21 protein-coding genes are annotated in these 25,848 nt (G+C 61.1%); 9 read left to right on the forward strand and 12 right to left on the reverse strand.

Translation table 11 applies throughout. The features are described 5' to 3' along the window. Window positions 1-3: 3 nt before the first annotated feature. Complete coding sequence (gene plsY / locus SJY33_RS06245; RefSeq protein ID WP_379921755.1) at window positions 4-591, reverse strand: glycerol-3-phosphate 1-O-acyltransferase PlsY; 588 nt, start codon at window positions 589-591, stop codon at window positions 4-6. A gap of 116 nt (window positions 592-707) precedes the next feature. Between plsY and murI the strand changes: the two genes are divergently transcribed. From murI to SJY33_RS06265, 4 genes are all read left to right on the forward strand, one after another. Then, a complete protein-coding gene (murI, locus tag SJY33_RS06250) occupies window positions 708-1,502 on the forward strand; it encodes a glutamate racemase (protein WP_379921756.1) in 795 nt (264 codons plus the stop codon). A 175-nt stretch (window positions 1,503-1,677) separates the two neighbouring features. Further along, complete coding sequence (gene hemA, locus SJY33_RS06255; RefSeq protein WP_379923529.1) at window positions 1,678-2,898, forward strand: 5-aminolevulinate synthase; 1,221 nt, start codon at window positions 1,678-1,680, stop codon at window positions 2,896-2,898. A gap of 84 nt (window positions 2,899-2,982) precedes the next feature. Continuing rightward, entirely contained in the window at window positions 2,983-3,675 is a 693-nt protein-coding gene (locus SJY33_RS06260; protein WP_379921757.1) for a nitroreductase, read from the forward strand. 27 nt (window positions 3,676-3,702) lie between these two features. Then, window positions 3,703-3,846 (forward strand): hypothetical protein, encoded by a 144-nt coding sequence (locus SJY33_RS06265; protein WP_379921758.1) that lies wholly within the window; start codon window positions 3,703-3,705, stop codon window positions 3,844-3,846. A gap of 85 nt (window positions 3,847-3,931) precedes the next feature. Here SJY33_RS06265 and SJY33_RS06270 read toward each other — a convergent pair whose 3' ends face one another. From SJY33_RS06270 to SJY33_RS06280, 3 genes are all read right to left on the reverse strand, one after another. Continuing rightward, window positions 3,932-5,137: a type III PLP-dependent enzyme gene (locus SJY33_RS06270; protein ID WP_379921759.1), complete on the reverse strand. Its 1,206-nt coding sequence runs from the start codon at window positions 5,135-5,137 to the stop codon at window positions 3,932-3,934. Window positions 5,138-5,550: 413 nt separating this feature from the next. Beyond that, window positions 5,551-6,744 (reverse strand): carboxynorspermidine decarboxylase, encoded by a 1,194-nt coding sequence (locus SJY33_RS06275; protein ID WP_379921760.1) that lies wholly within the window; start codon window positions 6,742-6,744, stop codon window positions 5,551-5,553. Beyond that, window positions 6,744-7,982, reverse strand: coding sequence for a saccharopine dehydrogenase family protein (locus SJY33_RS06280; protein WP_379921761.1), 1,239 nt, complete (start codon window positions 7,980-7,982; stop codon window positions 6,744-6,746). The genes SJY33_RS06275 and SJY33_RS06280 overlap by 1 nt, the downstream gene beginning before the upstream one ends. 229 nt (window positions 7,983-8,211) lie before the next feature. Here SJY33_RS06280 and SJY33_RS06285 point away from each other — a divergent pair, with 229 nt between their 5' ends. From SJY33_RS06285 to SJY33_RS06300, 4 genes are all read left to right on the forward strand, one after another. Beyond that, a complete protein-coding gene (locus tag SJY33_RS06285) occupies window positions 8,212-9,216 on the forward strand; it encodes a threonine/serine dehydratase (RefSeq protein ID WP_379921762.1) in 1,005 nt (334 codons plus the stop codon). A 39-nt stretch (window positions 9,217-9,255) separates the two neighbouring features. After that, window positions 9,256-10,470: a DUF3419 family protein gene (locus SJY33_RS06290; RefSeq protein WP_379921764.1), complete on the forward strand. Its 1,215-nt coding sequence runs from the start codon at window positions 9,256-9,258 to the stop codon at window positions 10,468-10,470. Beyond that, the gene (locus SJY33_RS06295; protein ID WP_379921765.1) at window positions 10,470-11,108 is read left to right on the forward strand and encodes a class I SAM-dependent methyltransferase; all 639 of its coding nucleotides are present in this window, start codon (window positions 10,470-10,472) and stop codon (window positions 11,106-11,108) included. Before SJY33_RS06290 ends, SJY33_RS06295 begins: the two co-directional genes overlap by 1 nt. Before the next feature lie 73 nt (window positions 11,109-11,181). Beyond that, window positions 11,182-12,711, forward strand: coding sequence for a helicase HerA domain-containing protein (locus tag SJY33_RS06300; RefSeq protein ID WP_379921766.1), 1,530 nt, complete (start codon window positions 11,182-11,184; stop codon window positions 12,709-12,711). Between the two features lie 21 nt (window positions 12,712-12,732). On the opposite strand, the gene SJY33_RS06305 is transcribed toward SJY33_RS06300, so the two are convergent. The 4 genes from SJY33_RS06305 to SJY33_RS06320 all read right to left on the reverse strand — a co-directional run bounded on the left by SJY33_RS06305 (window position 12,733) and on the right by SJY33_RS06320 (window position 17,048). Continuing rightward, entirely contained in the window at window positions 12,733-13,338 is a 606-nt protein-coding gene (locus SJY33_RS06305) for an SDR family oxidoreductase (protein WP_379921768.1), read from the reverse strand. 48 nt (window positions 13,339-13,386) lie between these two features. After that, window positions 13,387-14,766, reverse strand: a complete 1,380-nt coding sequence (locus SJY33_RS06310) for an NAD-dependent succinate-semialdehyde dehydrogenase (RefSeq protein ID WP_379921769.1) — start codon at window positions 14,764-14,766, stop codon at window positions 13,387-13,389. 218 nt (window positions 14,767-14,984) lie between these two features. Beyond that, window positions 14,985-16,016 (reverse strand): fatty acid desaturase, encoded by a 1,032-nt coding sequence (locus SJY33_RS06315; RefSeq protein WP_379921770.1) that lies wholly within the window; start codon window positions 16,014-16,016, stop codon window positions 14,985-14,987. 234 nt (window positions 16,017-16,250) lie between these two features. After that, a complete protein-coding gene (locus SJY33_RS06320) occupies window positions 16,251-17,048 on the reverse strand; it encodes a transglutaminase family protein (protein ID WP_379921771.1) in 798 nt (265 codons plus the stop codon). A gap of 256 nt (window positions 17,049-17,304) precedes the next feature. On the opposite strand from SJY33_RS06320, the gene SJY33_RS06325 reads away from it, so the two are divergent. Continuing rightward, entirely contained in the window at window positions 17,305-17,853 is a 549-nt protein-coding gene (locus tag SJY33_RS06325) for a pseudouridine synthase (RefSeq protein WP_379921772.1), read from the forward strand. A 12-nt stretch (window positions 17,854-17,865) separates the two neighbouring features. Here SJY33_RS06325 and SJY33_RS06330 read toward each other — a convergent pair whose 3' ends face one another. The 4 genes from SJY33_RS06330 to gltB all read right to left on the reverse strand — a co-directional run bounded on the left by SJY33_RS06330 (window position 17,866) and on the right by gltB (window position 25,732). Continuing rightward, a complete protein-coding gene (locus SJY33_RS06330; protein WP_379921773.1) occupies window positions 17,866-19,011 on the reverse strand; it encodes a JmjC domain-containing protein in 1,146 nt (381 codons plus the stop codon). After that, a complete protein-coding gene (locus SJY33_RS06335; RefSeq protein ID WP_379921774.1) occupies window positions 19,012-19,356 on the reverse strand; it encodes a DUF6481 family protein in 345 nt (114 codons plus the stop codon). A gap of 277 nt (window positions 19,357-19,633) precedes the next feature. Continuing rightward, a complete protein-coding gene (locus tag SJY33_RS06340; protein WP_379921775.1) occupies window positions 19,634-21,070 on the reverse strand; it encodes a glutamate synthase subunit beta in 1,437 nt (478 codons plus the stop codon). Window positions 21,071-21,091: 21 nt separating this feature from the next. Continuing rightward, window positions 21,092-25,732, reverse strand: coding sequence for a glutamate synthase large subunit (gene gltB, locus SJY33_RS06345; RefSeq protein ID WP_379921776.1), 4,641 nt, complete (start codon window positions 25,730-25,732; stop codon window positions 21,092-21,094). Between the last annotated feature and the right edge of the window lie 116 nt (window positions 25,733-25,848).

Consider the following 25,848-nt stretch of genomic DNA (forward strand, 5'->3'; position numbering starts at 1 on the left):
GCGTCACGGCTTTTTCGCAGAGCCAATCCGCGGCTCCTCCCCGCGCATTAATCGGCCAATATTGGCGCGGTGCTGGATCAGAACGATGGCGGCAATCGCGATCAGCGCGGGGATGACCTGGGAATACCCCAAAGCCCACGCCACCAATGGCGCTGCGATCACTGTCACCATCGACGACACCGAGGATATCCGGGAAACGAACAGCGTGATCGCCCAGATCGCGGCGCAGGCGAGCATGGCTGGCCATGCCAGCGCGGCAAGCGCGCCCGCGGCGCTCGCAAATCCCTTCCCGCCCTTGAAGGCGAGCCATGGGGTAAAGCAATGCCCTGCCACCGCCGCAACCCCTGCAACGCCTCCGGTTCCGGGCCACAACGCTTCGGCCACCAACACCGGCACCGCAGCCTTTGCCGCATCGAGCAATACGGTCGCCGCCGCCAGCCCCTTGTTCCCGGTGCGCAGCACATTGGTTGCCCCAATGCTGCCGCTGCCGATCTGGCGGACATCGCCCAACCCGGCTGCGCGGGTCAGGATGAGGCCGAAGGGGATCGAACCAAGCGCAAAGCCTACAAGCGCGGCGAAAAAGAAATCCATCAAACCCTGTCCCGCTCATGCTGAGCTTGTCGAAGCACTGCACTTCTTCTAGCTGAGCTACCTCTAAGGAAAAACGGCCCTTCGACAAGATCGGGGCGCGCGGGGTTTTGAGAAACTTGGACGAATCCTCCCCCATTCTGCTGTTCGATTCCGGCGTCGGCGGCCTGACGGTTTATGATGCGCTGCGCCAAACGCTGCCGCAGGCGCCGGTGATCTATGTCGCCGATCTGGCGGGCCTGCCCTATGGAACCAAATCAGAAGCCCAGATTGCGGCACGAGTGTCAGGCCTGCTGGGCCGCCTTGCCGAACGGTTTCAACCGCGCCTTGCCTGTATCGCCTGCAATACCGCCAGCACGATTGCGCTGGGCATGGTGCGTGATGTGCTCGAAATCCCGGTGGTGGGCACCGTCCCTGCGATCAAACCCGCCGCCGCATTGACACAGACTGGCACCATCGGGCTGGTCGGCACGCAAGCGACCATCCGGCAGGCCTATGTCGACAATCTCGAAGCGGCCTTTGCTGGCGGGAAGCGATTGCTGCGCGTGGCCGCACCCGAACTGGTCGCCGCAGCCGAAGCCAAGCTGCGCGGCAAGCCGGTCGATCCGGCGCTGATCGCCGACGTCCATGCCCGGCTGATCGCGATGCCAGGCGGCGATGCGATCGATACGCTGGTGCTGGCCTGCACGCATTTTCCGCTGCTCGCCGATGAACTGGCGCAGGCATTCGGGCCGGAGGTGCAACAGGTGGACGGCGCGAAAGGCATTGCGCGGCGCATTGCCAATCTGCTGGACGGGCAGGCGTTTGAAGCGCCCTTGCCCAACCGGTTCATTGTTACCGGGCCGGTGTCGGACGCAGATGGGCTGGCTGACGCGCTCACCCGGCGCGGATTTTCGGCGGCAGAGGCGTTTTAGCTTCCGCGCCGGGGTTTGCGAAACGCTCGCAAAGATCGCGGTGGCAAAATTGGCACCCGCGCCCTAAATATTCGCACGAAACTAACCGCCCTTTGGCTCGTTATGGCGGGATTGAACACGGCCCCGAACCCCGCGCCCACCTTGCCAAGGTGGCCGCGTGAGCAGCGAGACGCGAGTGAACTACGACCAGATCTTCGATTCCGCGATCGACCGTTTGCACGAGGAAGGCCGCTACCGTGTCTTCATCGATATTCTGCGGAACAAGGGCGCCTATCCCAATGCGCGCTGCTTTCACGGGCACAATGGACCCAAGCCGATCACCGTATGGTGTTCGAACGATTACCTGTGCATGGGCCAGCACGACAAGGTGATCGGTGCGATGGAAGAAGCGTTGCACGATGTCGGCGCAGGATCGGGCGGCACCCGCAACATCGGCGGCAACACCCATCTTCATGTCCAGCTGGAAAACGAACTGGCCGATCTGCACGGCAAGGAATCGGCGCTGCTGTTCACCAGTGGCTATGTCTCGAACGACGCGACGCTTTCGACGATCGCCCGCTTGTTGCCGGGATGCGTGATCTTTTCCGACGAATTGAACCATGCCAGCATGATCGCCGGCATCCGCAATTCCGGCTGCGACAAGCGCGTGTTCCGCCACAATGATGTCGCGCATCTGGAAGAACTTCTGGCCGCGACGGACAGCGACGTTCCCAAGCTGATCGCGTTTGAAAGCGTCTATTCGATGGAAGGCGATGTCGCACCGATCCATGCGATCTGCGATCTTGCCGAAAAATACAATGCACTGACTTATATCGACGAAGTGCACGCGGTGGGCATGTACGGCGCCCGCGGCGGCGGTATTTCGGAACGTGACAATGCCGCGCACCGGATCGACATTATCGAAGGCACGCTGGGCAAGGCGTTCGGTGTCATGGGCGGCTATATCGCGGCCAGCACGCGGGTGGTGGACTGCATCCGCAGCTACGCACCGGGTTTCATCTTCACCACGTCATTATCGCCGGTGCTGGTGGCAGGCGTGCTGGCATCGGTGCGCCACCTCAAGGAAAGCAGTGTCGAACGCAACGCCCAGCAACGCGCCGCGGCCATGCTGAAACTGAAATTCGCCGAAGCGGGTCTGCCTGTCATGGACAGCGTCACGCATATCGTGCCGCTGATGGTGGGCGATCCCGTACGCGCCAAGAAGATCAGCGATATCCTGCTGGCCGAATACGGCGTGTATGTGCAGCCGATCAATTTCCCGACCGTTCCCCGCGGGACCGAACGCCTCCGCTTCACGCCGGGGCCGCATCACACCGACGCGATGATGGACGAACTCACATCGGCGCTGGTGGAAATCTGGGACCGGCTGGAGATGCAACTGGCCGAGGCCGCCTGACCCACCCCGCGGCGGCCTAACGGCCTTTGCGACACGCGCCCCCTGCGCTACGCCTCTTGCGAACAGGATTCGGGAGAGAACATCATGGGCGGCACGCCTGACCAAACTTACGCCGAGGTCGTCCTCGGCCGGCGGAGCATTCGCGGCTATCTCGACAGGCCGGTGCCGCGTGCGCTGATCGAAGACATCCTGACGCTGGCAATGCGATCGCCCACGTCGATGAACACGCAGCCTTGGCACTTCCATGTCATCACCGGCGAACCGCTCGACAAGATCCGCAAGGGCAACACCGACAACATTCTGGCAGGCGAACCCGACAGCCGCGAATTTCGCCGGGGCGAAGCCTTCGCAGGCGTCCATCGTGATCGGCAGGTCGAAGTCGCCAAGCAGTTGTTCGGCGCAATGGGCATCGCCCGTGACGACAAGGACGCGCGCCAGGACTGGGTCTTGCGCGGGTTCCGGCAATTCGACGCGCCGGTTTGCGTGATCGTGACGTATGATCGTGAACTCTCGGGAAGCGACGACACCGCTTTCGATTGCGGCGCGGCCACCACCGCGCTGGTCAATGCTGCGTGGAGCAAGGGGCTTGGCTGCGTCATCAATTCGCAGGGCATCATGCAGTCGCCCGTGGTGCGCGAGCATGCGGGCATTCCTGACGATCAGGTAATTCTGAAAGCCGTCGCGATGGGCTGGCCCGACCCTGATTTTCCCGCCAATGCGGTTGTCAGCTTGCGCCGTCCCATTGAAGATGCCGCACGCTTCATCGGTTTCGATTAGTTCCCGCCGCTTAAGATGAGCAGAGAGATGAAAAACGACGACAACACACCCGAAGGCCCGCTTGCCGGGCCGCGGGACGTGATGATCGCTGCGCTGATTGTCGGGCTTGGCGTGGCGATTTTTGCCACCGCCTATGCTGGCGGGCGTGATATCGGATCAGTGCTGTTCTGATCGAAGCCTGCACATCCGGCGAGTAGGAGGCGCGTCAAAACCTCTTCGCGGCCGTCCCGCAGGTTAGGCGGGACGGCGCGCAGGGTCAGCGCAGGCTGACGACGTTATCGGTGGCTTCACGCTTGCGGGTGCCGTTGAACAGGCTCATCATCGGCTCGTCTGCCACGGTCACGACCTGCGCGTTTCCATAGCCGTTGAAACCGGTCTTCATTGCCGCGCCATACGCGCCAAGCATCCCGATTTCGATATAGTCGCCGGCCTGAATATCTGCAGGAAGCCGGAACGGCCCCTTCATGAAATCGGCATCGTCACAGGTCGGCCCGTAGAAGGCGAAATCTTCGTCTTCCTCGATCAGATCGTCTTCCAGCGCCTTCACAGGGAACCGCCATGCCACGTGCGCCGCATCGTAGAGCGCGCCGTAGGCACCATCGTTGATGTAAAGCTCTTCCCCGCGGCGCTTGTTCACCTGCACGATCATCGAGGAATACTCAGCCGACAGCGCGCGGCCGGGTTCGCACCACAGCTCGGCATTGTAGGCAATCGGCAGCGCTTCGAAGTGCTTGGCGATGATGGCGAAGTAATCTTCCATCGGCGGCGGTTCGAGGCCGGGGTACGCGCTGGGGAAGCCCCCGCCCACGTCGATCATGTCGATCACAACCGACGCTTCGGCAATCGCTGCCCGGGTGCGGTCAAGCGCCTGAACGAATGCGAACGGCGTCATCGCCTGGCTGCCGACGTGGAAGCACACGCCCAGCCAGTCACAATGCTGGCGGGCTTCCTGAAGCAGCGCAGGCGCTTCGATCAGATCGCAGCCGAACTTCGATGCGAGGCTGAGCTCGGAATACTCGCTCGACACGCGCAGGCGGACACACAGGCGCAGATCTCGTGGCGCTGCGCCAGTTTCGGGATCGCGGCAGGCGTCGACGATCTTCTCCAGTTCCTCGACGGTGTCGAGGCTGAAAGTACGCACGCCGTGATCGAAATAGGCTTCGCGGATCGCCGCCGGGGTTTTCACCGGATGCATGAAGCACAGCACCGCGTTCGGCAGAATACCGCGCACCAGCCGCACTTCGGTGATCGAAGCGACATCAAAATGGGTGACACCGCCATCCCACAGCACCGAAATCAGATCGGGCGCAGGATTGGCCTTCACCGCATACAACACCTTGCCCGGGAACTTCTCGACGAAGTAACGGGCCGCGCGGCGCGCAGCGTGCGGGCGATTGAGAATAACGGGTTCGTCCGGACGAAGGTCGCGAACTACAGCCTGTGCGTTAGGAAAGATGTGCAACTCAAGGGACCCCCGAAACGGTTTGGTAAAACCATAAAACGACAAGCTGCCTTGCGGTTAGGAAGTCCCCTTGGGGCAGCGGGAAGCGGGCAAATAGGGCTTGGGTGTCGAAATGCAAACGAAAAATGGGTGTCGGCGGGGTGAAGTGTGACTTTTCGAAGACACACCTCATAAAGCGACAGAATTGTGACGCAAATTCCCCTTTTTCGCGGCTTTTCACAGCGTTTAAAACCTGTGTCCCACCCCCCCCATCTTTCGCCCGCGCGCTCTTGCGCCAGTCTGACTGGGTGGGATTCGGCCAGCGCGAATCCTTGCACGCCGACCGACAGCACCAGGGGAAGGATCCTATCGCCCGGCTGCTGCGCTCCCGCGCCCTATTGCTCTCCGCAGGCGCATTTCATCAAGGCTGCTGGCTAGCTCAGACGGTCCCGGAAGTCGGCGTAATCGAACCGCTTGACGCATTCGAGCGCATCGGTTTCGCTATCCCACATCCATATGCTCGGCAACGGAACCCCGTTAAAGGTCGTGGTCTTGACCATCGAATAGTGCGCCTGGTCGAGGAAGGCGAACCGCGCGCCCGGTTCGGCGGGCACGGGCAGGATGTAATCGCCAATCACGTCGCCTGCGAGGCAGGACGGGCCGCCCAGCCGGATGGGGATCATGTCGGGATCGGCGATCTCACCCAGCATCGCGGGGCGATAGGGCGCTTCGAGCACATCGGGCATGTGACACGTGGCGCTGATATCGGTGATGCCGACGGGAACTTCGTTGAACATGGTGTCGAGCAGCGTGCCGACCAGAATGCCTGCATCCAGCGCCACGGCTTCGCCCGGTTCCAGGATGATCTGGCAGCCGGTATCGGCGGCGGCGTCCTTCAGGAATTCGACCAGTTCCTCGCGCTGGTAATCAGCGCGGGTGATGTGGTGGCCGCCGCCCATGTTGATCCATTTGAGCTGCCCGAAGAATGGTTCGATCACGTCGAACACCCGGTCCCATGTGGCCTTGAGCGGTTCGAAATCCTGTTCGCACAGATTGTGGAAGTGGATGCCTTCCACCCCTTCCATGTGTTCTTCGGTCAACTGGTCGAGCGGAAAGCCGAGGCGCGATCCGGGCGCGCTGGGGTCGTACTTGGCGACTTCGCCGGTCGCCACCTGCGGGTTGATGCGCAGGCCGACGCTGACGTTCGCGCCGTTGGCCGCCGCGTGTTCGAGGATCAGGCGCGCACGTTCATGCTGGAACGGGGAATTGAAGATCACATGGTCGGAAAGGCGGCAGATTTCCTCCAGCTCTTCAGGCTTGAACGCGGCGGAATAGGTCGCGATCTCACCGTCGTAGAATTCGCTGGCGAGCCGCGCTTCCCACAGGCCCGAGGTCGACACCCCGTCAAGATATTCACCCAGGATCGGCGCGGCCGACCACATCGAGAACGCCTTCAGCGCCGCAAACACCTTGATATCCGCGCCGTCGGCGGCCGCCGCATCGCGCACGTCCGCAAGCACACGGCAATTTGCGCGCAGCTTCGCGGCATCGACCACGAAGGCGGGGCTGTCGACACGCGACAAGTCGAAATGGGCGAAAGCGCCCGGATCGCCGGCTTTGGTTTGCATCAGAAGGAAACCGGCCCTTCCATTTCCTCGACCGTCCACGGCAACCCGTGCTGGTTGAGCATCTCCATGAAGGGATCGGGATCGAGCTGTTCGATGTTGAACACGCCCTCGCCCTGCCAATCACCGCGCACCATCATCGCCGCGCCGATCATCGCAGGCACGCCCGTCGTGTAGCTGACCGCCTGATTGCCGGTTTCCTCATACGCTGCCTCGTGGCTGCAGATGTTCTTGATGTAGAACGTCTTTTCGCCGCTGCCATCGAGCGCTTCGCCGGTCGCGATGACGCCGATATTAGTGTTGCCCTTGGTGGTTTCGCCCAGCGATTCCGGCTTGGGCAGCACGGCGGCGAGGAACTGCAGCGGGATGATGTCCTTGCCCTGGTACTTCACCGGCTCGATGCTGGTCATCCCGACATTCTGCAGCACGGTGAGGTGGGTGATGTACTGATCGCCAAAGGTCATCCAGAAGCGCGCACGGTCCAGTTCGGGGACGAACTTGGCGAGGCTTTCCAGCTCTTCGTGATACATCAGGTAGGCGTTCTTCTTGCCGACCGCTTCGAAATCGAATTCGGTCTTCACCTGCATCGCCGGGGTTTCGACCCACTCGCCGTTCTCCCAGTGGCGCGCCGGGGCGGTCACTTCGCGGATGTTGATTTCCGGGTTGAAGTTGGTGGCGAAATGCTGGCCGTGATCGCCGCCGTTGCAATCCAGGATATCGAGCTGGCGGATGGTCTTCAATTTGTGCTTCTTGAGCCACATCGTGAACACCGATGTCACGCCCGGATCGAACCCCGAACCCAGCAGCGCCATCAGCCCTGCATCCTTGTAACGGTCCTGATAGGCCCACTGCCAGTGATACTCGAACTTGGCCTCGTCCTTGGGCTCATAATTCGCGGTGTCGAGGTAATCGACGCCCGCTTCAAGGCAGGCGTCCATGATCGGCAGATCTTGGTACGGCAGCGCGAGGTTGACCACGAGGCCCGCACCGGTCTTGCGGATCAGGTTGACCATCGCCGGGACTTCCTCGGCGTCGATTTCATAGGTCGCGATATCGCGCCCGCAGCGTTCCTTCACCGATGCGGCGATCGCATCGCATTTTGATTTGGTGCGGCTGGCGAGGTGGATTTCAGGGAAGATGTCGGGATTGAACGCCATCTTGTGCACGCAGACCGAACTGACCCCGCCCGCACCGATAACAAGGACGGGTTTGCGATCAGGGCTGGAGTTTGCTGCGGACATGATAGGAACCTTTCGTAATGCGAATCTTGCGTGCGCTTTAGGGCAACGCAGCCAAAGGGACAAATGATCCGCATTTCCTACAGGCGTATGATGGGCGAGGATGCAAGCATGTGCTGCTTGTGCGATCAGCCTGCCGTAACGGACCGTGAAAAAGCGGCTTTGCGTGGACACGCAATTTCTGCTTCTGGACAGTGTCTCATGTGTCTCCAACAGACAGGAAACCCTCCGCTTGACTGAACGATTTCCCACCCACGATGGCGTTGTTGCCGCAGCGCAGGCGATTGCGGCGATTCTGCCCCCCACCCCGCTTTTGCCCGTAACGATCGGCAGCGTTCAGGTCTGGGCCAAGGCCGAGGTGCTGCAACCCATCGGTGCCTTCAAGATCAGGGGCGCATGGTGGCGGCTGATCAGTCTTTCGGACGAAGAGCGTGCAGGCGGCGTGGTGGCGGTGTCATCGGGCAATCACGCGCAAGGCGTGGCATGGGCGGCGCGGCGGCTGGGTATCAAGGCTACGATCGTGATGCCGCATGATGCGCCCGAGGTTAAGCTTGCCAACACCCGCGCGTTGGGCGCTGATGTTGTGCTCTATCAGCGGCCGCAGGAAGACCGCGATGCAGTGGCTGCGCAACTGATTGCGCAGCACGGCGGCACGCTGGTCCATGCGTTCGGCGATCCGTGGGTGATCGAAGGGCAAGGCAGCGCCGCGATCGAGATTGCCGCGCAGTTGGGGCGCGCGCCATCGCGTATCATCACCTGTTGCGGCGGGGGTGGTCTTGCTGCAGGGCTGGCGCTTGGCGCGCCGGACAGTGCCATCCACCCGGTCGAACCCTTGGGCTGGGATATGGTGGGGCAGGCGATGGCCGCAGGCGAGCTGGTGCATGCCGCCCCCGATGCGCCGCAAACGATCTGCGATGCGCTGCAACCCAATGTAACCAAACCGATCAACCTTGCGCTGCTCAGCGGCCGCGCCCATCCGGGTGTCACCGTTACCGATGACGAGGTCCGCACCGCGCAGCGTTTTGCCTTCAATACGCTGCGACTGGTGGTCGAACCCGGCGGCGCAGCGGCACTGGCCGCGGCGCTGGCAGGCAAGGTGCCTGTCGATGAAGGCACGGTCATTATGCTGACAGGCGGCAACGCTGATCCTGCGGCTTACGCGGCCACGATTGCAGCGGGCGAAGCGGGTCGCGATGGCACCGCCGACCGTCACACGCGCGACACGCAGCGGCCATAAGGCGTCGGCCTGACACATCACAAGGGACACGTCGGGCATATGGCAACACAGGCAAAGCGGATCATCGAAGACGCCGTGATCCGCAAGGATGCAAAGCCGGGCGAAAAACTGCTCGACAAGGCGTTTGCGCTTGCCTTCAAAGGTCTTGTCTATGCCCAGATCTGGGAAGATCCGGTGGTGGACATGGAAGGTCTGGCGATCACGCCCGACACGCGCCTGATGTGCATCGCCAGCGGCAGTTGCAACGCCTTGTCCTATCTGACCGCAGGCCCACAAAGCGTTACCGCAGTCGATCTCAACCACGCGCATGTCGCGCTGGGGCAGCTGAAAATCGCAGCAATCCGGCACCTGCCCAACTACGAACGCTTCCACCGCTTCTTCGCGCACGCCGATCATAAGGAAAACGCCGAAGTCTATCGCACGATGATCGCCCCGCATCTTGATCCGGTCAGCCGTGCCTATTGGGAAAAGCGGGATATCCGCGGGCGGCGGCGGATTTCGTACTTCACCCGCGGGCTTTACCGAAAGGGTCTGCTCGGCAATTTCATCGGCCTGGCGCACGTCTTTGCGCGGCTGTACAAAGTCGACCTGTCACGCGTGCTGGAGGCAGAAACGCAGGAAGAACAGCGCGCAGTGTTCGAACGCGAACTGGCCCCTGTGTTCGACAAACGGTTCATCCGGTGGCTTACCGATCAGCCCGCGTCCCTGTTCGGTCTGGGTATCCCACCGGCCCAGTTTGAACATCTGGCCGGCGATGAACGCATGGCCGAAGTGCTGCGGCGGCGGCTGGAAAAGCTCGCCTGCGACTTCGCGGTGAAGGACAACTACTTTGCCTGGCAGGCCTTCGGGCGCGGATACAGCCGGGCAGAAGATGCGCCTTTGCCCCCCTATCTTCAGCGCGCCAACTGGGATGCGATGAAGGCACGCATCGACCGGCTTGATGTAACCCGCGCCAACATGGTCGATTGGATCGACACGCGCGAAGCGGCCAGCATGGACCGTTTCGTCCTGCTTGATGCGCAGGACTGGATGAACAACGCGCAGCTTGATGATCTGTGGACCAAGATCACCTGCGCCAGCCGCCCCGGCGCGCGCGTGCTGTTCCGCACCGCAGCCGAGCCGAGCCTGCTGCCCGGACGGCTTGACGACGCGATCCTTTCAAAGTGGCGCTATCTTGACGATGTGTCCGCCAACTGCACCCGCCGCGATCGATCATCGATCTATGGCGGGGTTCATGTGTACGAGCTGGTCTGATGGCAAGCATCAGCCCCTCACACGCAGCCTTGATGGACGATGTCTATCGCGGGCAACGCCACATCTACAACCTGACGCGCAAGTACTACCTGTTCGGACGGGACAGGCTGATCACAGGCTTGCAGGCACGCCCAGATATGCGCGTGCTCGAAATCGCCTGCGGCACCGGGCGCAACCTTGCCAAGGTGCGTAAAGCATGGCCCGGCGTGCGCCTCTTCGGTCTCGATATCTCGGCTGAAATGCTGAAAAGCGCGCGGGCGGCGCTGGGGCCGGATGTTCGGCTTGGTCAGGGCGATGCGTGCAGCTTCGATCCGCAGGCGGTTGTGGGCGAAGCTGCTTTTGAACGGATCGTTCTGTCCTATTCGCTGTCGATGATCCCCGATTGGGAAGGCGCTTTGGGGCACGCGGCCGGTTTGCTGGCCGATGGCGGCGCGTTGCATATCGTGGATTTCGGCGATCTTGCGGGCGTGCCGCGCCCGCTGCGCATGTTGCTGCTGGCATGGCTGGCACGTTTCCACGTCGAACCGCGCGTGACGCTGCCCGCCGCCGCCGCTCGCATCGCCCATGCCCGCGGGCTTCGGCTGGACAGCCGCCGCGGGCCTCTGGGTTATTACCAGCATCACGTGCTGTGCGCATGATAGGGTATCGAATCGCTGGATAACCGCCCGCGCCGCCTTTGCCTTGCGCCGACACCCGCCTAATCCCATGCACGTGAGCGCACATATCGACATTGGCCAGGATCCGGGGCGGCAGACGGTTGCTATCGATCTTGAAGAACTGCTGGCCACCCGGTTGCTGGTGCAGGGCAACTCGGGCTCAGGCAAATCGCACCTTCTGCGGCGCCTGCTGGAAGAATGTGCCGGTCAGGTGCAGCAGGTCGTGATCGATCCGGAAGGCGACTTCGTCACGCTTGCCGATGCATTCGGACATGTCGTGATCGACGGCGCGGCCTATTCTGCGCGCGAGATCGAAGAGTTGGCGGCGCGTGTTCGTCAACATCGCGCGTCGGTCGTGCTGACGCTTGATGAACTTGAAGTGGAACAGCAGATCCGCTGCGCCGCGCTGTTCCTGACCGCGCTGTTCGATGCGCCGCGTGAACATTGGTATCCTGCGCTGGTGGTGGTGGACGAAGCGCAGATGTTCGCCCCTGCCGCCGCCGGAGAGATGAACGATGACACCCGCCGCCTCACGCTGTCAGCGATGACCAATCTGATGTGCCGCGGACGCAAACGGGGACTGGCCGGGATCGTCGCCACCCAGCGGCTTGCCAAGCTTGCCAAGAACGTTGCGGCCGAAGCCAGCAACTTCCTTATGGGCCGCACCTTCCTAGACATCGACATGCAGCGCGCAGCCGATCTGCTGGGCATGGACCGGCGTCAGGCCGAACGCATCCGCGATCTGCAGCGCGGCCAGTTCCTGGGGCTTGGTCCCGCAATCAGCCGGCGTCCCGTGGCGGTCAATGTGGGTCCGGTGCGCACCGGCGGGCGTAGCGGCGGCGGCGGGCTGATGCCGCTGCCCGAAGCCGATGGCGATGCCATGGAAGCACTTCTCACCGACCGTTTGGCAGAAGCTGCAACCGATACCGTGATCCGGCGCCCGGCGCCCCCCCCGCCCCCGCGTCCTGCGGCGGATCTGGAAAATGCGATGCGCACAGCTCCGCCCCCTCTTGCCCCGACGATCAGGGAGGACGTACCGCTGAAGCCGAAACCGGATACGCAACCGCCAGCTTCAGTCCCCGCGCCGCCCGATCCCGCCGTATCCGATAACGAAGCCGGGAGCGTCGAGGATGTCGTACGCGCTCTGGCCGCAAGCGAAGGGGCGACATTCCGTCCGGCAACATCGCTGTTCCGTGACTTCGCAATTCGTTGCCGCCAGCAAGGAATTGCCAGCGCACAAGTCGATCTGCCGCGCTTCCGCCGGTTGTTCGCCTGCGAAATTGGCGGCCTCACGCAGCTTGCGCCGTCAGTGCGATCACAGATCGAAGGGTTGATTGCCGGGGTCGATGACGATGTGCTCGCCCCCTATGTTGCGATGGTCATAGCCGAGGTTCTGAACGCGCCCATGCCCGACGAGGAGGAACTGGCCCGATTGTACGGAAGCTCCTCCCCCAGTCGGATACGCCGCTTGCTCGATCATCTCGAACGCAGCGGGCTTATTGTCGTGCGTGAGGAATTCGGCGGTGGCCGAATAATTACGGTGCCGGGCCTCCCCGAAATCACGACAGCCACGAAAGCCGCATGAGCCCAGGAAGCGCCCGCGCTGTCAGTTTTGCATAACGCTTTCCATGCGGGTCACACGCCCGGACCATTCCCCGCCTTCGACCGCATCGGCCAGCAAACGGGCAACATCACCGCGCGCAGCCTTGCCTTGCGGATCTACCGCATCGCCAAGCCTGACGTCGCCGCCACCGTCGGCATTCGTCAAAGCGACCGGACGCAGGATCGCATAATCGATCCCCGCCGACTTCAGATGTTCGTCAGCGGCGTGTTTCGCTTCGAGATAATGCGCAAGATCGCTGCCGGGATCAGGGTCGCCCGCGCCGATGCTGCTAAGCATCACAAATCGTTCGACACCACTGTTCGCAGCGATGTCGATAAGGCGAATGGCCCCGTCGCGATCGACCTTGTCTGTCATTTCTTCGGACGAACCACCCCCCGCTCCCGCGGCAAAAACGACCGCATCGCATCCTTGGGTCACATCGTCAGCAAGATTGGTGAGATCGCCTTGCCGTTGTTCGACCTCGTCGGGCAGGCTGGACGTATCAGAACTTTCGCGGACAAGCGCGACGGGCTGATGCCCGCGTTTGTGAAGTTCGCGCACAAGGCGAACCCCGGTGTTGCCGGTAGACCCGGCGACGAGAATTTTCATGGATAGCCTCCAGTTTTCAGATAACGAGAATGTCTTGTTCGGCGAGGATCAGGACGGAAGGTAGATTGCCTTCGCGTTCACGAATTCCTTCATTCCGAAGCCGCCATGTTCGCGCCCGTAACCGGAATTCTTCACTCCGCCGAACGGCATCGCAGGATCAGCCGCGCCGAAAGAGTTGATCCGAACCATGCCGGTATCGAAGTAGTCGCGGGCAAGGCGGATGGCCTTTTCTTCGTCACGGGTGAAGATTCCCCCGCCCAGACCATAACGGCTGGCGTTCGCGATGCGCATGGCATCATCATCATCCTTGGCACGAATGATAGCTGCAACCGGGCCGAATAGTTCGTCATCATGCGCGGGCATTCCCGGCTTGCAATCGGCAAGTACGGTCGCAGGATAATAGCACCCGTCGGCATCTTCAGGATCACCGCCGCACAACAGCGTAGCGCCTTTTTCCAAACTTTGCCCGACCTGGCGTTCAATCGTTTCAAACTGTTCGCGGCTGGACAGCGGGCCAAGCTGGGTATCATCGTCTCTCGGATCGCCCATGCGGATCGCCTTCATCTGTTCGACGAACGCCGCGACGAAGTCATCATAGACCGCTTCGGTGACAACAAACCGCTTGGCTGACACGCAGGTTTCACCATTGTTGAACAGGCGCCCTTGCACACTGAACTTCACGGCCGTTTCGATGTCGGCATCTTCAAGCACCAGATATGCATCGTTCGACCCGAGTTCGAGCACGGTTTTCTTCAGGTTCTTGGCTGCAAGCGCGCCAATATGGCTGCCTGCACCATCGCTGCCCGTCATCGTGACTGCGCGAACAAGATCGTGTTCAATAACCTTGTCCGAAAGATCATGACCGACAAGAATGACGTCAAACAGGCCCTTGGGCAGGCCAGCTTCGAGACACAGATCGCGCAGCAACAAGCCGCTACCGGTGCAGATTGATGCATGCTTGAGGATCACGGCATTGCCCGCCATCAGATTGGCAGCAAGCACACGCACGGGCTGATAAACCGGGAAATTCCACGGTTGTACTGAGTAAATCACGCCGATCGGCGAATAGGTCACGATCCCGCGCTTCTTCCCGCCGCTGTGCTTGCGTTCTTCATCAGCGAGCGCCTTGGGGCCGTTATCAGCGGTGTATTCAAAAATACGCGCGCACAGCTCGATCTCGGTTTTGCCATCGCGCAGCAGCTTGCCCATTTCGCGTGTCATGAGATCAGCAAACTTGTCGGCATTGTCGCGCAAGGTCGCGGCGATCTTGCGCAGATATGGCGCGCGTTCTTCGTGGGATTTGCCGCGCCAATCAAGATAGGCTTCGTCGGCGGCTTCTATTATGCCAAAGACTTCGGCCTCGCTTTGCAGCGGATAGGTTTCAAGCTCTTCGCCGGTGGCGGGATTGCGGGTTGTGATGACTGACATGTGCCGTCCTCTTGCAGTTGGAAGTGACAAGTCGCGGCCACTTCATCACAGCCGCAACCCAGCTGCAAAAGGCAGCTTCACAAAGGCAAGAAGATTGGCGCCAACAAGTTCCTTCGAACCTGTCGCAGAAGATGCGGTTCACGCCGGGCCGTGCGTGATGCAGGATGTTTATCAAGGCGAGGCATGCGGCGAGCCTTGGCAGGTTCCCCGCGTCACTGTCACCCCAGCGCAGCTTCGCGGAATGTGACCAGGCGGCGCTTGTCTTCGTCCCAAAGGGTAAGCTTGAGCGGGCTCAGTGTTTGGGGAAAGGTGAAGCGGTTAAGATCGCGCAGTTCAGGATGCGCTTTCAAGACTTCCTGCAAGCGATAAAAGGGGATGCGGCTGGCGAGATGATGCACATGGTGCACCCCGATATTGGCCGTAAACCAACGCAGCGGCTGAGGCAGATCAAGGTGCGAACTGCCATGCAGCGCCGCCTCATGAAACGTCCATTGCGGACGCCGGTCCCAATGCGCGTCTTCAAACTGATGCTGGATGTAGAACAGATAAACGCCCGTCGAAGCTGCAATCAGCAGCGCGGGCACCACGACCGACAATGTCGTCCCCAGACCGAACACATAGATCAGGGCTGCCAGAATACCCGCGGTTGCAAGATTTGTGGCAATCGCGCTGGTCCAGTAAATCGAACCTTCTTTCATCAATCCGATCGGCAATCTGTGCCGCAGGATAAAAAGATAAGCCGGACCAATACCCAACAGCACGATGGGATGGCGGTAGGCCCGATAGGCAAACCGCTGCAGCGGGCTCAGCGCTTCGTATTCCCGCACCGTCAGCGTATCGACATCGCCAAACCCGCGGGCATCAAGATTGCCGGTGTTGGCGTGATGCAACGTGTGCGACCGTCGCCAGCAATCGTACGGCGTAAACGTCAAGACACCAAGCGCCCGCCCGATCCAGTCATTCCCCGCCCGCTTGGCAAGGAACGCCCCATGTCCGCAATCATGCTGGATGATAAACACTCTGAGCAGCAGCAGCCCAGCTACAGGTGCAAGGGCAAGCGCCGCGTAATAACCCGCATCGACCGCCCACAGCATTGCCAGGATAACAGCAAAGAACGGCAGAACCGTAACCGCCAGCTCCCAAAGGCTTCGCCCCGTGCTCGGTTTGATAAAGGGCTTGAGCTGGGACACGAGCTTGCGTGGTTCCAGCAAAGCAGCATCCGCGTCAGGCGCGGACATTTGAACGAGCATCAATTCTCTTCCCAAAACAGGTAATTCGGATTTGCGATACAGCGATCATGGCCAGACCGCCACCCTGCGCGATCTAGCAAAACCACCATTTCACCGCCCTGAACCACGAAAACGCATTATGCCGCCAACAACCGTGCAGCCGAAACCCTTGATGGGTTATTAAGCTGCGACAACGACAAATTTCGCATGTTCGCCGCGATAGGCAAAAAAAAGGCTGGCGTAGTCAGATAATGGTCAATCGGCAGAAGCGTCCACTTGCGCAAGTGCCACATTCACGGACTGGCTGTTCATCTTGAGGCCGCCGAACGCCGTCAGAAACGCAACATCGCCAATATCGCGGCCCACGCCGATGACGACCGTTTCACCCAACTGGGCCATGTCAGTCGCATCCACAAGATGCCATTCACCATCGAGGTAGACTTCTGCCACCGCATGAAAATCGGGAGGGGTCACACCAAGCGCATACACGCTTGCAATCCGAGCAGGAATATCCGCGGCGCGGGCAAAGGTGATCATCAGATGCGCATAGTCGCGGCAGATCCCTTGGCGTTGCTCGAAGGTATCGGCGGCGGTTGTGTTGCCATCGCTTGATCCGGAGACATAGGACAGGTTGGCTTCGATCCAGTCCCGCATCGCGGCGATCTTGGCGCCGCCTTCGACGCCTCCGAATTTCGACTGAACGAAATTGACGAAGCGATTCGACGGGCAATACCGCGACGCAAAAACATATGGCACTGCATCACCGGGGAGCCGGTGAAATGGTGTGGCAGGCAGTTGGGCATAATCGCGGGCACCGTCATCCACGGTGATGACAGCTTGGTAATCCAGAACCATTCGCCCTTTGATCCGCAGCCAGATACGCTCTCCGATGTGATCTTGCGCGGGGATGCGGGCTAGGTATTCATGCGGCGTCACGGTCAGGCTCGAACGTTCGATCCGTTGGCCCGGTATGTCGGCAGCCTCCACCTGAAGCAGGACATCGCACGTCTGCTCGAAGTGGTAATCAAGCTGGACGTTGATTTGGAGACTCACGTGGGGCGTTCCGATCGTTACAAGATGCCGAGTCATTGACACGGCGACCCCGCGACAACCCTGCCCGACGATAGTTTGTTTCTGAAGTGTCAAAAAAACCAGTCTGACCGAGCGGGCCAGTGATCTGCACCCCCGCTCTACCGCACCGGGCCTTTTCACGCCAGCCTTGGTCCGAAACTCCAGCGCCGATTTTGTATTCGAAGAACTGCGTTCCCTTGCAAGACATCAGCACTTTGCCGGGATATAGGCCGCCACCATGGCGCGGCTGATCCTGTTCAACAAACCTTTCGGAGTGCTCTCGCAATTCACGGACCGCGGGTCTCCGACAGCGCGCGCGACGCTTTCCGATTTTATCGATGCTCCCGGCGTCTACCCTGCCGGCCGGCTTGACCGCGATAGCGAGGGATTGTTGCTGTTGTGCGATGACGGTCGGTTGCAGGCACGCATCGCCGATCCGCGATTCAAGATGCCCAAAACCTACCTCGTGCAGATTGAGGGCGAACCGACGACCGACGCGTTGCGAAACCTGCGCGACGGCGTCCGGCTGAACGACGGTATGACCCTGCCGGCTGCTGTCGAAGCGATCGACGAGCCCGATTTGTGGCTGCGCGACCCGCCGATTCGGCAGCGCAAATCCATTCCCGACAGCTGGCTGCAGCTCACCATTCGTGAAGGCCGCAATCGGCAGGTCAGGCGTATGACCGCCGCAGTCGGACTGCCGACATTGCGTCTGGTGCGCTGGTCGATCGGGGATTGGACGCTTGACGATATCGCGCCGGGCCAGTTCCGCAAAATTGCGGTCTGACCCGTCTGTGCGTCAATCCGCGTAATCGAATGCCAGGCTTCCCGCATTCATCAACAGGCCAATCAGTTCAATCACCGCATCGCTGGCGTCAGGCGTGACAACAAACATCGAATCTGCACAAATCTGCTCGGCAAAGGTTGACGTATCGGCTTTGCAGGCAAAGCAGTGACCATCTGCGAACAGAAGCAGTGATCCCGGTGCTTCGCGGACGAACGCAAAACGGCTGGCAGGGTTGCGGACAAGGGCCATACCCGCCTCCAACCCGTCCCTGATGTCAGCGTCCGTTAGCGGTTCTTCGGGCCGCCAGTCGATTTCGGGGTTCTTGGGCGCAGTGTTAAACTGCCCAAACCAACGCGCGAAGCGGGTCTGATCGAACAGGCTTTGCGCGATCATCTCTTGCAGCCGTGCAAGCGCATCGGCGTTGATTTCGCCGGGATTGTCTTGCGCGGGAAGACCCGGATCGGTGTATCGATCGCTGTCTGCCAGATCAGGAACCATTTCGTCGGCCCATGCTTCGATCAGTTCGGCACGCGATGGCGCGCGAAAACCGATCGAATAGGTCATGCAATCATCGCCCACAGCCGTCCCGCGGTGTGCCAATCGCGGCGGCACATACAGCATGTCCCCTGGTTCAAGTATCCATGATTCGGACGCCTGAAAATCAGCCAGCAATCGAAGCCCATCATGCGCCAGCAGGGGGGTATCATCATCGCACATCGCGCCGATTTCCCAGCGCCGCCGGCCAAGGCCCTGCACCAGAAACACATCATAGTGATCGAAATGGGCGCCTACGCCGCCACCATCGACGGCATAGCTCACCATCACATCGTCGACGCGCCAGTTCGGGACAAAGCGAAAGGGCTCAAGCAACTGCGCGACCTGAGGCATGTGGTGATCGACCGACTGGACTAGCAGCGTCCACGGGTCCCGGCCCGCAGACGCGAAACGATCTTCCCGAACAGGGCCGTGTTCAAGTTCCCAATCGTGATCGCGGCGCGTGATGATACGCGATTCAACCAATGGTTCGCACGCAAGTCCGGCCAGTTCATCCGGGTCAACCGGATTGCTCCAATCGTGCCATGCCGAACGGATCAACATCGGCTTTTGCTGCCAGTAATCCTTCAGGAAGACCGCAGCATCAAAGTCGGCAAATTGCATTCACTTACGGCTTTTGCGCGCTGCATACCGCGCATCGCGCGCGGCCTTCAGTTCAGCCTCGGTCTTCTTGGGCGGCGGTGCCAGAGCTTCTGCACGGGCCGCTTCTTCGCGCTTGGCCTCGGCCTTCTTCTCTTCCGCCAGACGCTGCTTTTCTTCGCGTGCCTGGCGAGCCTTTGCAGCCTTGGCTTCGGCCTGTGCTTCGCGCTCTGCACGGCGCTGGGCCATCTGGGCCAATTGTTCAGCATCCGGTTGCGGGACGGCTTTCAGCTTGGCGAGCGCCTTGTCCTTGGCCTTGGACGATGCGGCAGCCCTGTCCTGAAAGCTCGGTTCCTTGAAACCCTTCATCGGTAAATTCTCCTGTTGGCCGGCTGGTACAGCGGGGCCAGATCATCTGATAATCGCCAAGCCCCGGCATCGGCGGAGCTTTCGGTGCTGCGAAGCAACCGGGCGCGCCCACACCCCACAGGGGCGCGGATCGAACGTGCTCGGGGTGCCTCTAGGCGAGTTCGGCCCCGATCAACAGCAGCGATTTCAGATTACCACGCATTTGCGCGATAACGCAGGCCCGGAACGGCGATTACGCCGGCCTTGCCATCCCAATCCCTCAGCAATTGCCATCGGGTCAACGCGGCAGTTCGGATACCCCCATCAGCGCCGCATCAACCGCCCGCGCAGCCTGCCGCCCTTCGCGGATCGCCCACACGACAAGGCTTTGCCCGCGCCGCATGTCACCGCAGGCAAACACACCCGGTTCACTGGTGGCGTATCGTTCAGTATCGGCATCAACACTGCCCCGGGCATTCAGCGTAACGCCCGCCTGTTCAAGCAGACCGGACTTTTTCGGTCCGACAAAGCCCATGGCCAGCAGGATCAGATCGGCAGCAATGGTAAACTCGGTGCCAACCATTTCCTGCATTTGACCGCCGACCCATTCGACCCGCACGCATTCCAGACCCGTTACCTTCTCGCCGTCACCAATCACACGCTTGGCCAGCACTGCCCAGTCACGCTCCACGCCTTCTTGATGACTGGACGATGTGCGCAGCTTCATCGGCCAGTCGGGCCAGGTCAGCGTCTTGTCTTCCTTCTCGGGCGGCTTGGGCATGATCTCAAGCTGCGTGACGCTGGTGGCGCCCTGCCGGTTCGAGGTGCCGACACAGTCGCTGCCGGTGTCGCCGCCGCCCAGCACCACGACGTGCTTGCCGGTCGCGGTCAGGCTGCCGCGCGGGGCGGCGCGCAATTCGTCATCGCCGGCGACACGCTTGTTCTGCTGCGTCAAGAATTCCATCGCCAAACGCACGCCAGGCATTTCGGCCCCCGGGATGGCGAGAGGCCGTGCATCTTCGGCACCGCCCGCCAGCACCACGGCGTCGAAGTTTTCCTGCAAGGACTTGAATGAAATATCGACGCCCACTTCCTTTGAGGTTTTGAATGTCACCCCTTCAGCTTCCATTTGCTGAGCGCGGCGATTGATCAGATGCTTTTCCATCTTGAAGTCGGGGATGCCGTAACGCAGCAACCCGCCGACCCGATCGTTCTTTTCAAATACCGTCACCGAATGTCCGGCGCGGGCCAGTTGCTGCGCACAGGCGAGACCCGCCGGGCCGGAACCGACCACAGCCACCGACTTGCCAGTCTTGCGCTCGGCGATCTGCGGGGTGACCCAACCTTCCTTCCACCCGCGGTCGATGATCGCGCATTCGATCGATTTGATCGTGACCGGCTGATCCACGATATTAAGCGTGCACGCCGCCTCACACGGCGCAGGACAGATACGGCCGGTGAATTCAGGAAAATTGTTCGTGGAATGCAGCATGACCAGCGCACGCTTCCAATCCGCTTCATAGACCAGATGGTTCCAGTCCGGGATCAGATTGTTCACCGGGCAACCGTTGTGACAATAGGGAATCCCGCAGTTCATGCAGCGCGATGCCTGTCCCGCCAGCGTGCTTTCATCCGGCTGGATCACAAATTCACGGTAGTTCTTCAGCCGTTCCTGAGGGTCGAGATAATCCCGCTCGCGGCGGTCCAGCTCGAGAAATCCGGTTTCCTTGCCCATGTTCTGTCTCGTTCCTGAAATCTATTCTGCTGCGACGCTGGCAGCTTCGTGACGCTCGGCCTCAAGGCGCTTCAGCGCGGCAGCGTAATCGCGCGGCATCACTTTGACGAAGCGGGTCAGCGCCGCGTCCCAATCATCAAGCAGCGAAGCAGCCAGCTTACTGCCAGTGTGCAATTGGTGACGCTCGACCAGAATACGAAGCCTTTCGTTATCGTGGCGCAGCATATCGCCCAAACCAAAATCGCCGACCGAACGCGGCCGCTGGGCTGGGCGGCCCGTTCCCTCGTCGGCGTCATGCGCTGCCGAGATCGGCAGAAGATCGACCTGCGCATGGTTGACCAGCGTATCGAAGGTGCTGTCGGGATCATACACGTAGGCAACGCCCCCGCTCATACCGGCTGCAAAGTTGCGGCCGGTCTTGCCCAGCACCACGACCACACCGCCCGTCATATATTCGCACCCGTGGTCGCCCGTGCCTTCCACCACCGCAATGGCACCCGAGTTGCGCACCGCGAAGCGTTCGCCGGCTACGCCGTTGAAATAGGCCTCGCCCGCGATCGCACCGTACATGACGGTATTGCCCACGATGATATTGTCCTGGCTGTTACGCGGAGCCTCTGCTGGTTGGCGAACAATGATGCGCCCGCCCGATAGCCCCTTGCCGACATAGTCATTGGCATCGCCGACCAAATCGAGCGTCACGCCGTGCGCCAGCCATGCGCCAAAGCTCTGCCCGGCAACACCCGTCAAGTTGATACGGATGGTGTCGCCCGGCAGGCCTTCATGCCCGTGCGCCTTGGCGATTTCGCCCGAAAGCATTGCTCCCACGGTGCGATTCACATTGCGAACCTCGTAGGCCAGCTGCACCGGCTGGCGGCTCTCAATGGCGTCGCGACAATCGGCGATCAACCTCTTGTCGAGCGCACCATCAAGTCCGTGATCCTGCACGCCGCGCTGGCGCAGCGATGCGCCTTCCTTGATCGATACCTTGTGCAGGATACGGCCAAGATCGATGCCCCGAGCCTTCCAGTGCCGCTCCATCCGCCTGGTGTCGAGCAGGTCGACGCGGCCCACCATCTCGGCAACCGTGCGAATGCCCATCTCGGCCATGATCTGGCGCAGTTCCTCCGCAACGAAGAACATGTAGTTGACCACGTGTTCGGGCTGTCCGGTGAAGCGCGCGCGCAGCACCGGGTCCTGCGTGGCGACGCCGACGGGGCAGGTGTTGAGGTGACACTTGCGCATCATGATGCAGCCTGCCGCGATCAGCGGCGCGGTGGCAAAGCCGAACTCGTCTGCACCGAGCAGCGCGCCGATGGCGACATCGCGCCCCGTCCGCAGGCCGCCATCGACCTGCACCGCGATCCGCTCACGCAGATCGTTGAGCAGCAGCGTCTGCTGGGTCTCGGCCAGACCGATCTCCCACGGCGAACCCGCGTGCGTCAGCGAGGTCAGCGGTGATGCGCCGGTCCCGCCGTCATAACCCGCAATCGTCACGTGATCCGCGCGCGCCTTCGAAACGCCCGCCGCGACCGTGCCGACGCCCACTTCGGAGACCAGCTTCACGGAAATCCGTGCCACCGGGTTGACGTTCTTCAGATCGTGGATCAGCTGCGCGAGGTCTTCGATCGAATAAATGTCGTGGTGTGGCGGCGGCGAGATCAGGCCCACACCCGGCGTCGAGTGCCGCACGGCGCCGATGCGCTTGTCGACCTTGTGACCGGGCAACTGCCCGCCCTCACCGGGCTTCGCGCCCTGCGCCATCTTGATCTGGATATCGTCCGAATTGACGAGGTATTCGGTGGTGACGCCGAACCGTCCGGAAGCGACCTGCTTGATCCGGCTGCGCATCGAATCGCCGTTCGCCATCGGGGTGAAGCGGAACGGTTCCTCCCCACCTTCGCCCGTGTTCGAGCGCCCGCCGATGCGGTTCATCGCAATCGCCATGGTCGAATGCGCTTCGTGGCTGATCGAGCCGAGGCTCATAGCGCCGGTCGAAAAGCGCTTCACGATTTCCGCTGCTGGTTCCACTTCGTCCAAGGCGATGGGCTCACTAGCCTTCTTGAATTCCAGCAACCCGCGAATTGTCAGCAGGCGTTCGGACTGTTCGTTGATGCTGGCCGCAAACTCGGCATAGTTCTTCGGGTCATTGCCACGCACCGCGTGCTGCAACTGCGCGACGTTCTGCGGCGTCCAGGCGTGTTCCTCCCCGCGTAAACGGAACTGGTAGATTCCGCCGACATCCAGCATCCCGTCATAGAGAGGGTTGTCACCATAGGCCTGACCGTGCCGACGCAGCGCTTCTTCGGCGACTTCGGCGAGGCCGATTCCTTCGATGGTGGTGGCGGTGCCCGTGAAGTAGCGCTCGACAAAGGCGGTCGACAGACCCACCGCGTCGAATATCTGCGCCCCGCAATAGGACTGGTAGGTCGAAATGCCCATCTTGGACATGACCTTGCGGATGCCCTTGCCCACGCCCTTGATGAAGTTCTGCTGCACCTTTGCGGCGGGCAGATCGGCATGGCGCTTTAACCGCAGCGCCTCGATGGTTTCGAAGGCAAGATAGGGGTTGATCGCTTCTGCGCCGTAGCCTGCCAGCACGCAGAAGTGATGCACTTCGCGCGCTTCGCCGGTTTCGACGACGAGGCCGGTCTGCATCCTGAGGCCCTGACGCACCAGATGATGATGCACGGCCGCGGTTGCCAGAAGCGCCGGCATTGGAACCCGCGTCTCGCTTTGCCCACGGTCCGAAAGGATCAGGATGTTATGATCCTGCAGCACCGCTTCGGTCGCCGACCAACACATCTCTTTCAGCGCCATTTCAAGACCAGCGGCCCCGGTGTTGGCATCCCATGTGATGTCGATGGTGGCACAACGGAAGGCACCATCCAATGCTTCTTCGACCGAGCGGATCTTGGCCAGATCTTCGTTCGTCAGGATCGGCTGATGCACTTCCAACCGCTTGTGTGTGCCCGCATCGCGGCCCAGTAGATTGGGACGCGGGCCGATCATGCTGGTGAGGCTCATCACCAATTCTTCACGGATCGGATCGATCGGCGGGTTCGTCACCTGCGCGAAGTTCTGCTTGAAATAATCGTAGAGAAGTCGCGCACGGTCGGACAGCACGGCAATTGGCGTGTCGGTGCCCATCGAACCGATGGGGTCATCACCGTCCACCGCCATGGGTTCAAGGAAACGGGACACATCTTCCTGCGTGTAACCGAATGCTTGCTGGCGTTGCAGCAACGTCGTTTCCTCTGCCGGGATGGCGGCGAGTTCGGGCACGATGTCGGTGATGTCTTCAAGCTTGTACTGTGCCTGCTGCAACCATTCGGCATAGGGCTCCGCCTGCGCAAGATCCGCCTTTAGTTCATCGTCTTCGATGATGCGGCCCTGGTCGAGATCGATCAGCAGCATCTTCCCTGGCTGCAAACGCCATTTGCGCACAATATCCGTTTCGGCGAACGGCAGCACGCCGCTTTCCGAAGCGAGGCAGACGATATCGTCTTTGGTCACGCAGAAACGCGCAGGGCGCAGGCCGTTGCGGTCGAGTGTCGCGCCGATCTGACGGCCATCGGTGAAGCACACCGCAGCCGGCCCGTCCCACGGCTCCATCAAGGCGGCATGATACTCGTAAAATGCCCGGCGGGCGGGATCCATCGAAGCATTGCTGGCCCAAGCTTCAGGAATGAGGATCATCATTGCATGGGCGAGCGAATATCCGCCTGCAATCAGCAGTTCGAGAGCGTTGTCGAGACACGCGGTGTCCGATTGCCCGTGCGGGATGATCGGCCACATCTTGTCGAGATCAGGGCCCAGTAGCTCGCTTTCCATTGTTCGGCGCCGCGCGTTCATCCAGTTCACGTTGCCGCGAACGGTATTGATCTCGCCATTATGCGCGATGAAACGGAACGGGTGCGCCAGCCGCCAGCTGGGGAAGGTGTTCGTGGAAAACCGCTGGTGGACAAGGCCAAGAGCCGAAATGCAATCCGGATTGCGCAGATCGTCATAAAAGCTGCCAACCTGTGTAGCCAGCAACAAACCCTTGTAGACCACCGTTCTGGTCGAGAAGCTCGGGATATAAGTTTCCGTGAGGTGCGGCAATCCGTGCTTTTCGGCGAGACTGGCGAGCGGGTTTTGAACCTGCTTGCGGATCGTCAGCAACTTACGTTCGAACGCGTCCTGATCGGCGCAATTGGCGCCGCGTGCGATCACCGCCATCTGGATCACCGGCATCGAGGCGATCACCGCCGCGCCCAGCCCTTCCATCGTGGTGGGCACATCGCGCCAACCAATGAAACGCTGTCCTTCCTTTGCGGTGAATGCCTCCATCCGTGCCTGGACAAAATCCCGGGCGGTCTTGTCCTGAGGCAGGAAGCACATGGCCACGCCGTATTCTCCGGGCGCGGGCAGGTCATAGCTTTGCTTTTGAGCCCAACTGCGAATCAGCGGATCAGGGATCTGGATCAGAATGCCGGCGCCATCGCCAAGCAAGGGGTCAGACCCCACCGCCCCGCGGTGATCAAGCTTTTCAAGAATCTCCAGCGCCTGCGCGATGATCGTGTGGCTTTTTTTGCCCTTGATATGCGCGACCATGCCGACGCCGCAGGCGTCGTGTTCATTGGCGGGGTCATAAAGACCCTGGGAGGAAGGGTATCCCATGGCAAACATCCGATCTGTCAGATGCCGACAGGCGCGACCTCTGCGGCAGACACGCTCACGCAGGGGACACGCCTGAGGGCAGGTCACTCGGGCATGTCAGACCTGTGCAAGTCCGA

The sequence above is a fragment of the Erythrobacter sp. R86502 genome, assembly GCF_042466465.1.
Lineage (GTDB): Bacteria > Pseudomonadota > Alphaproteobacteria > Sphingomonadales > Sphingomonadaceae > Erythrobacter.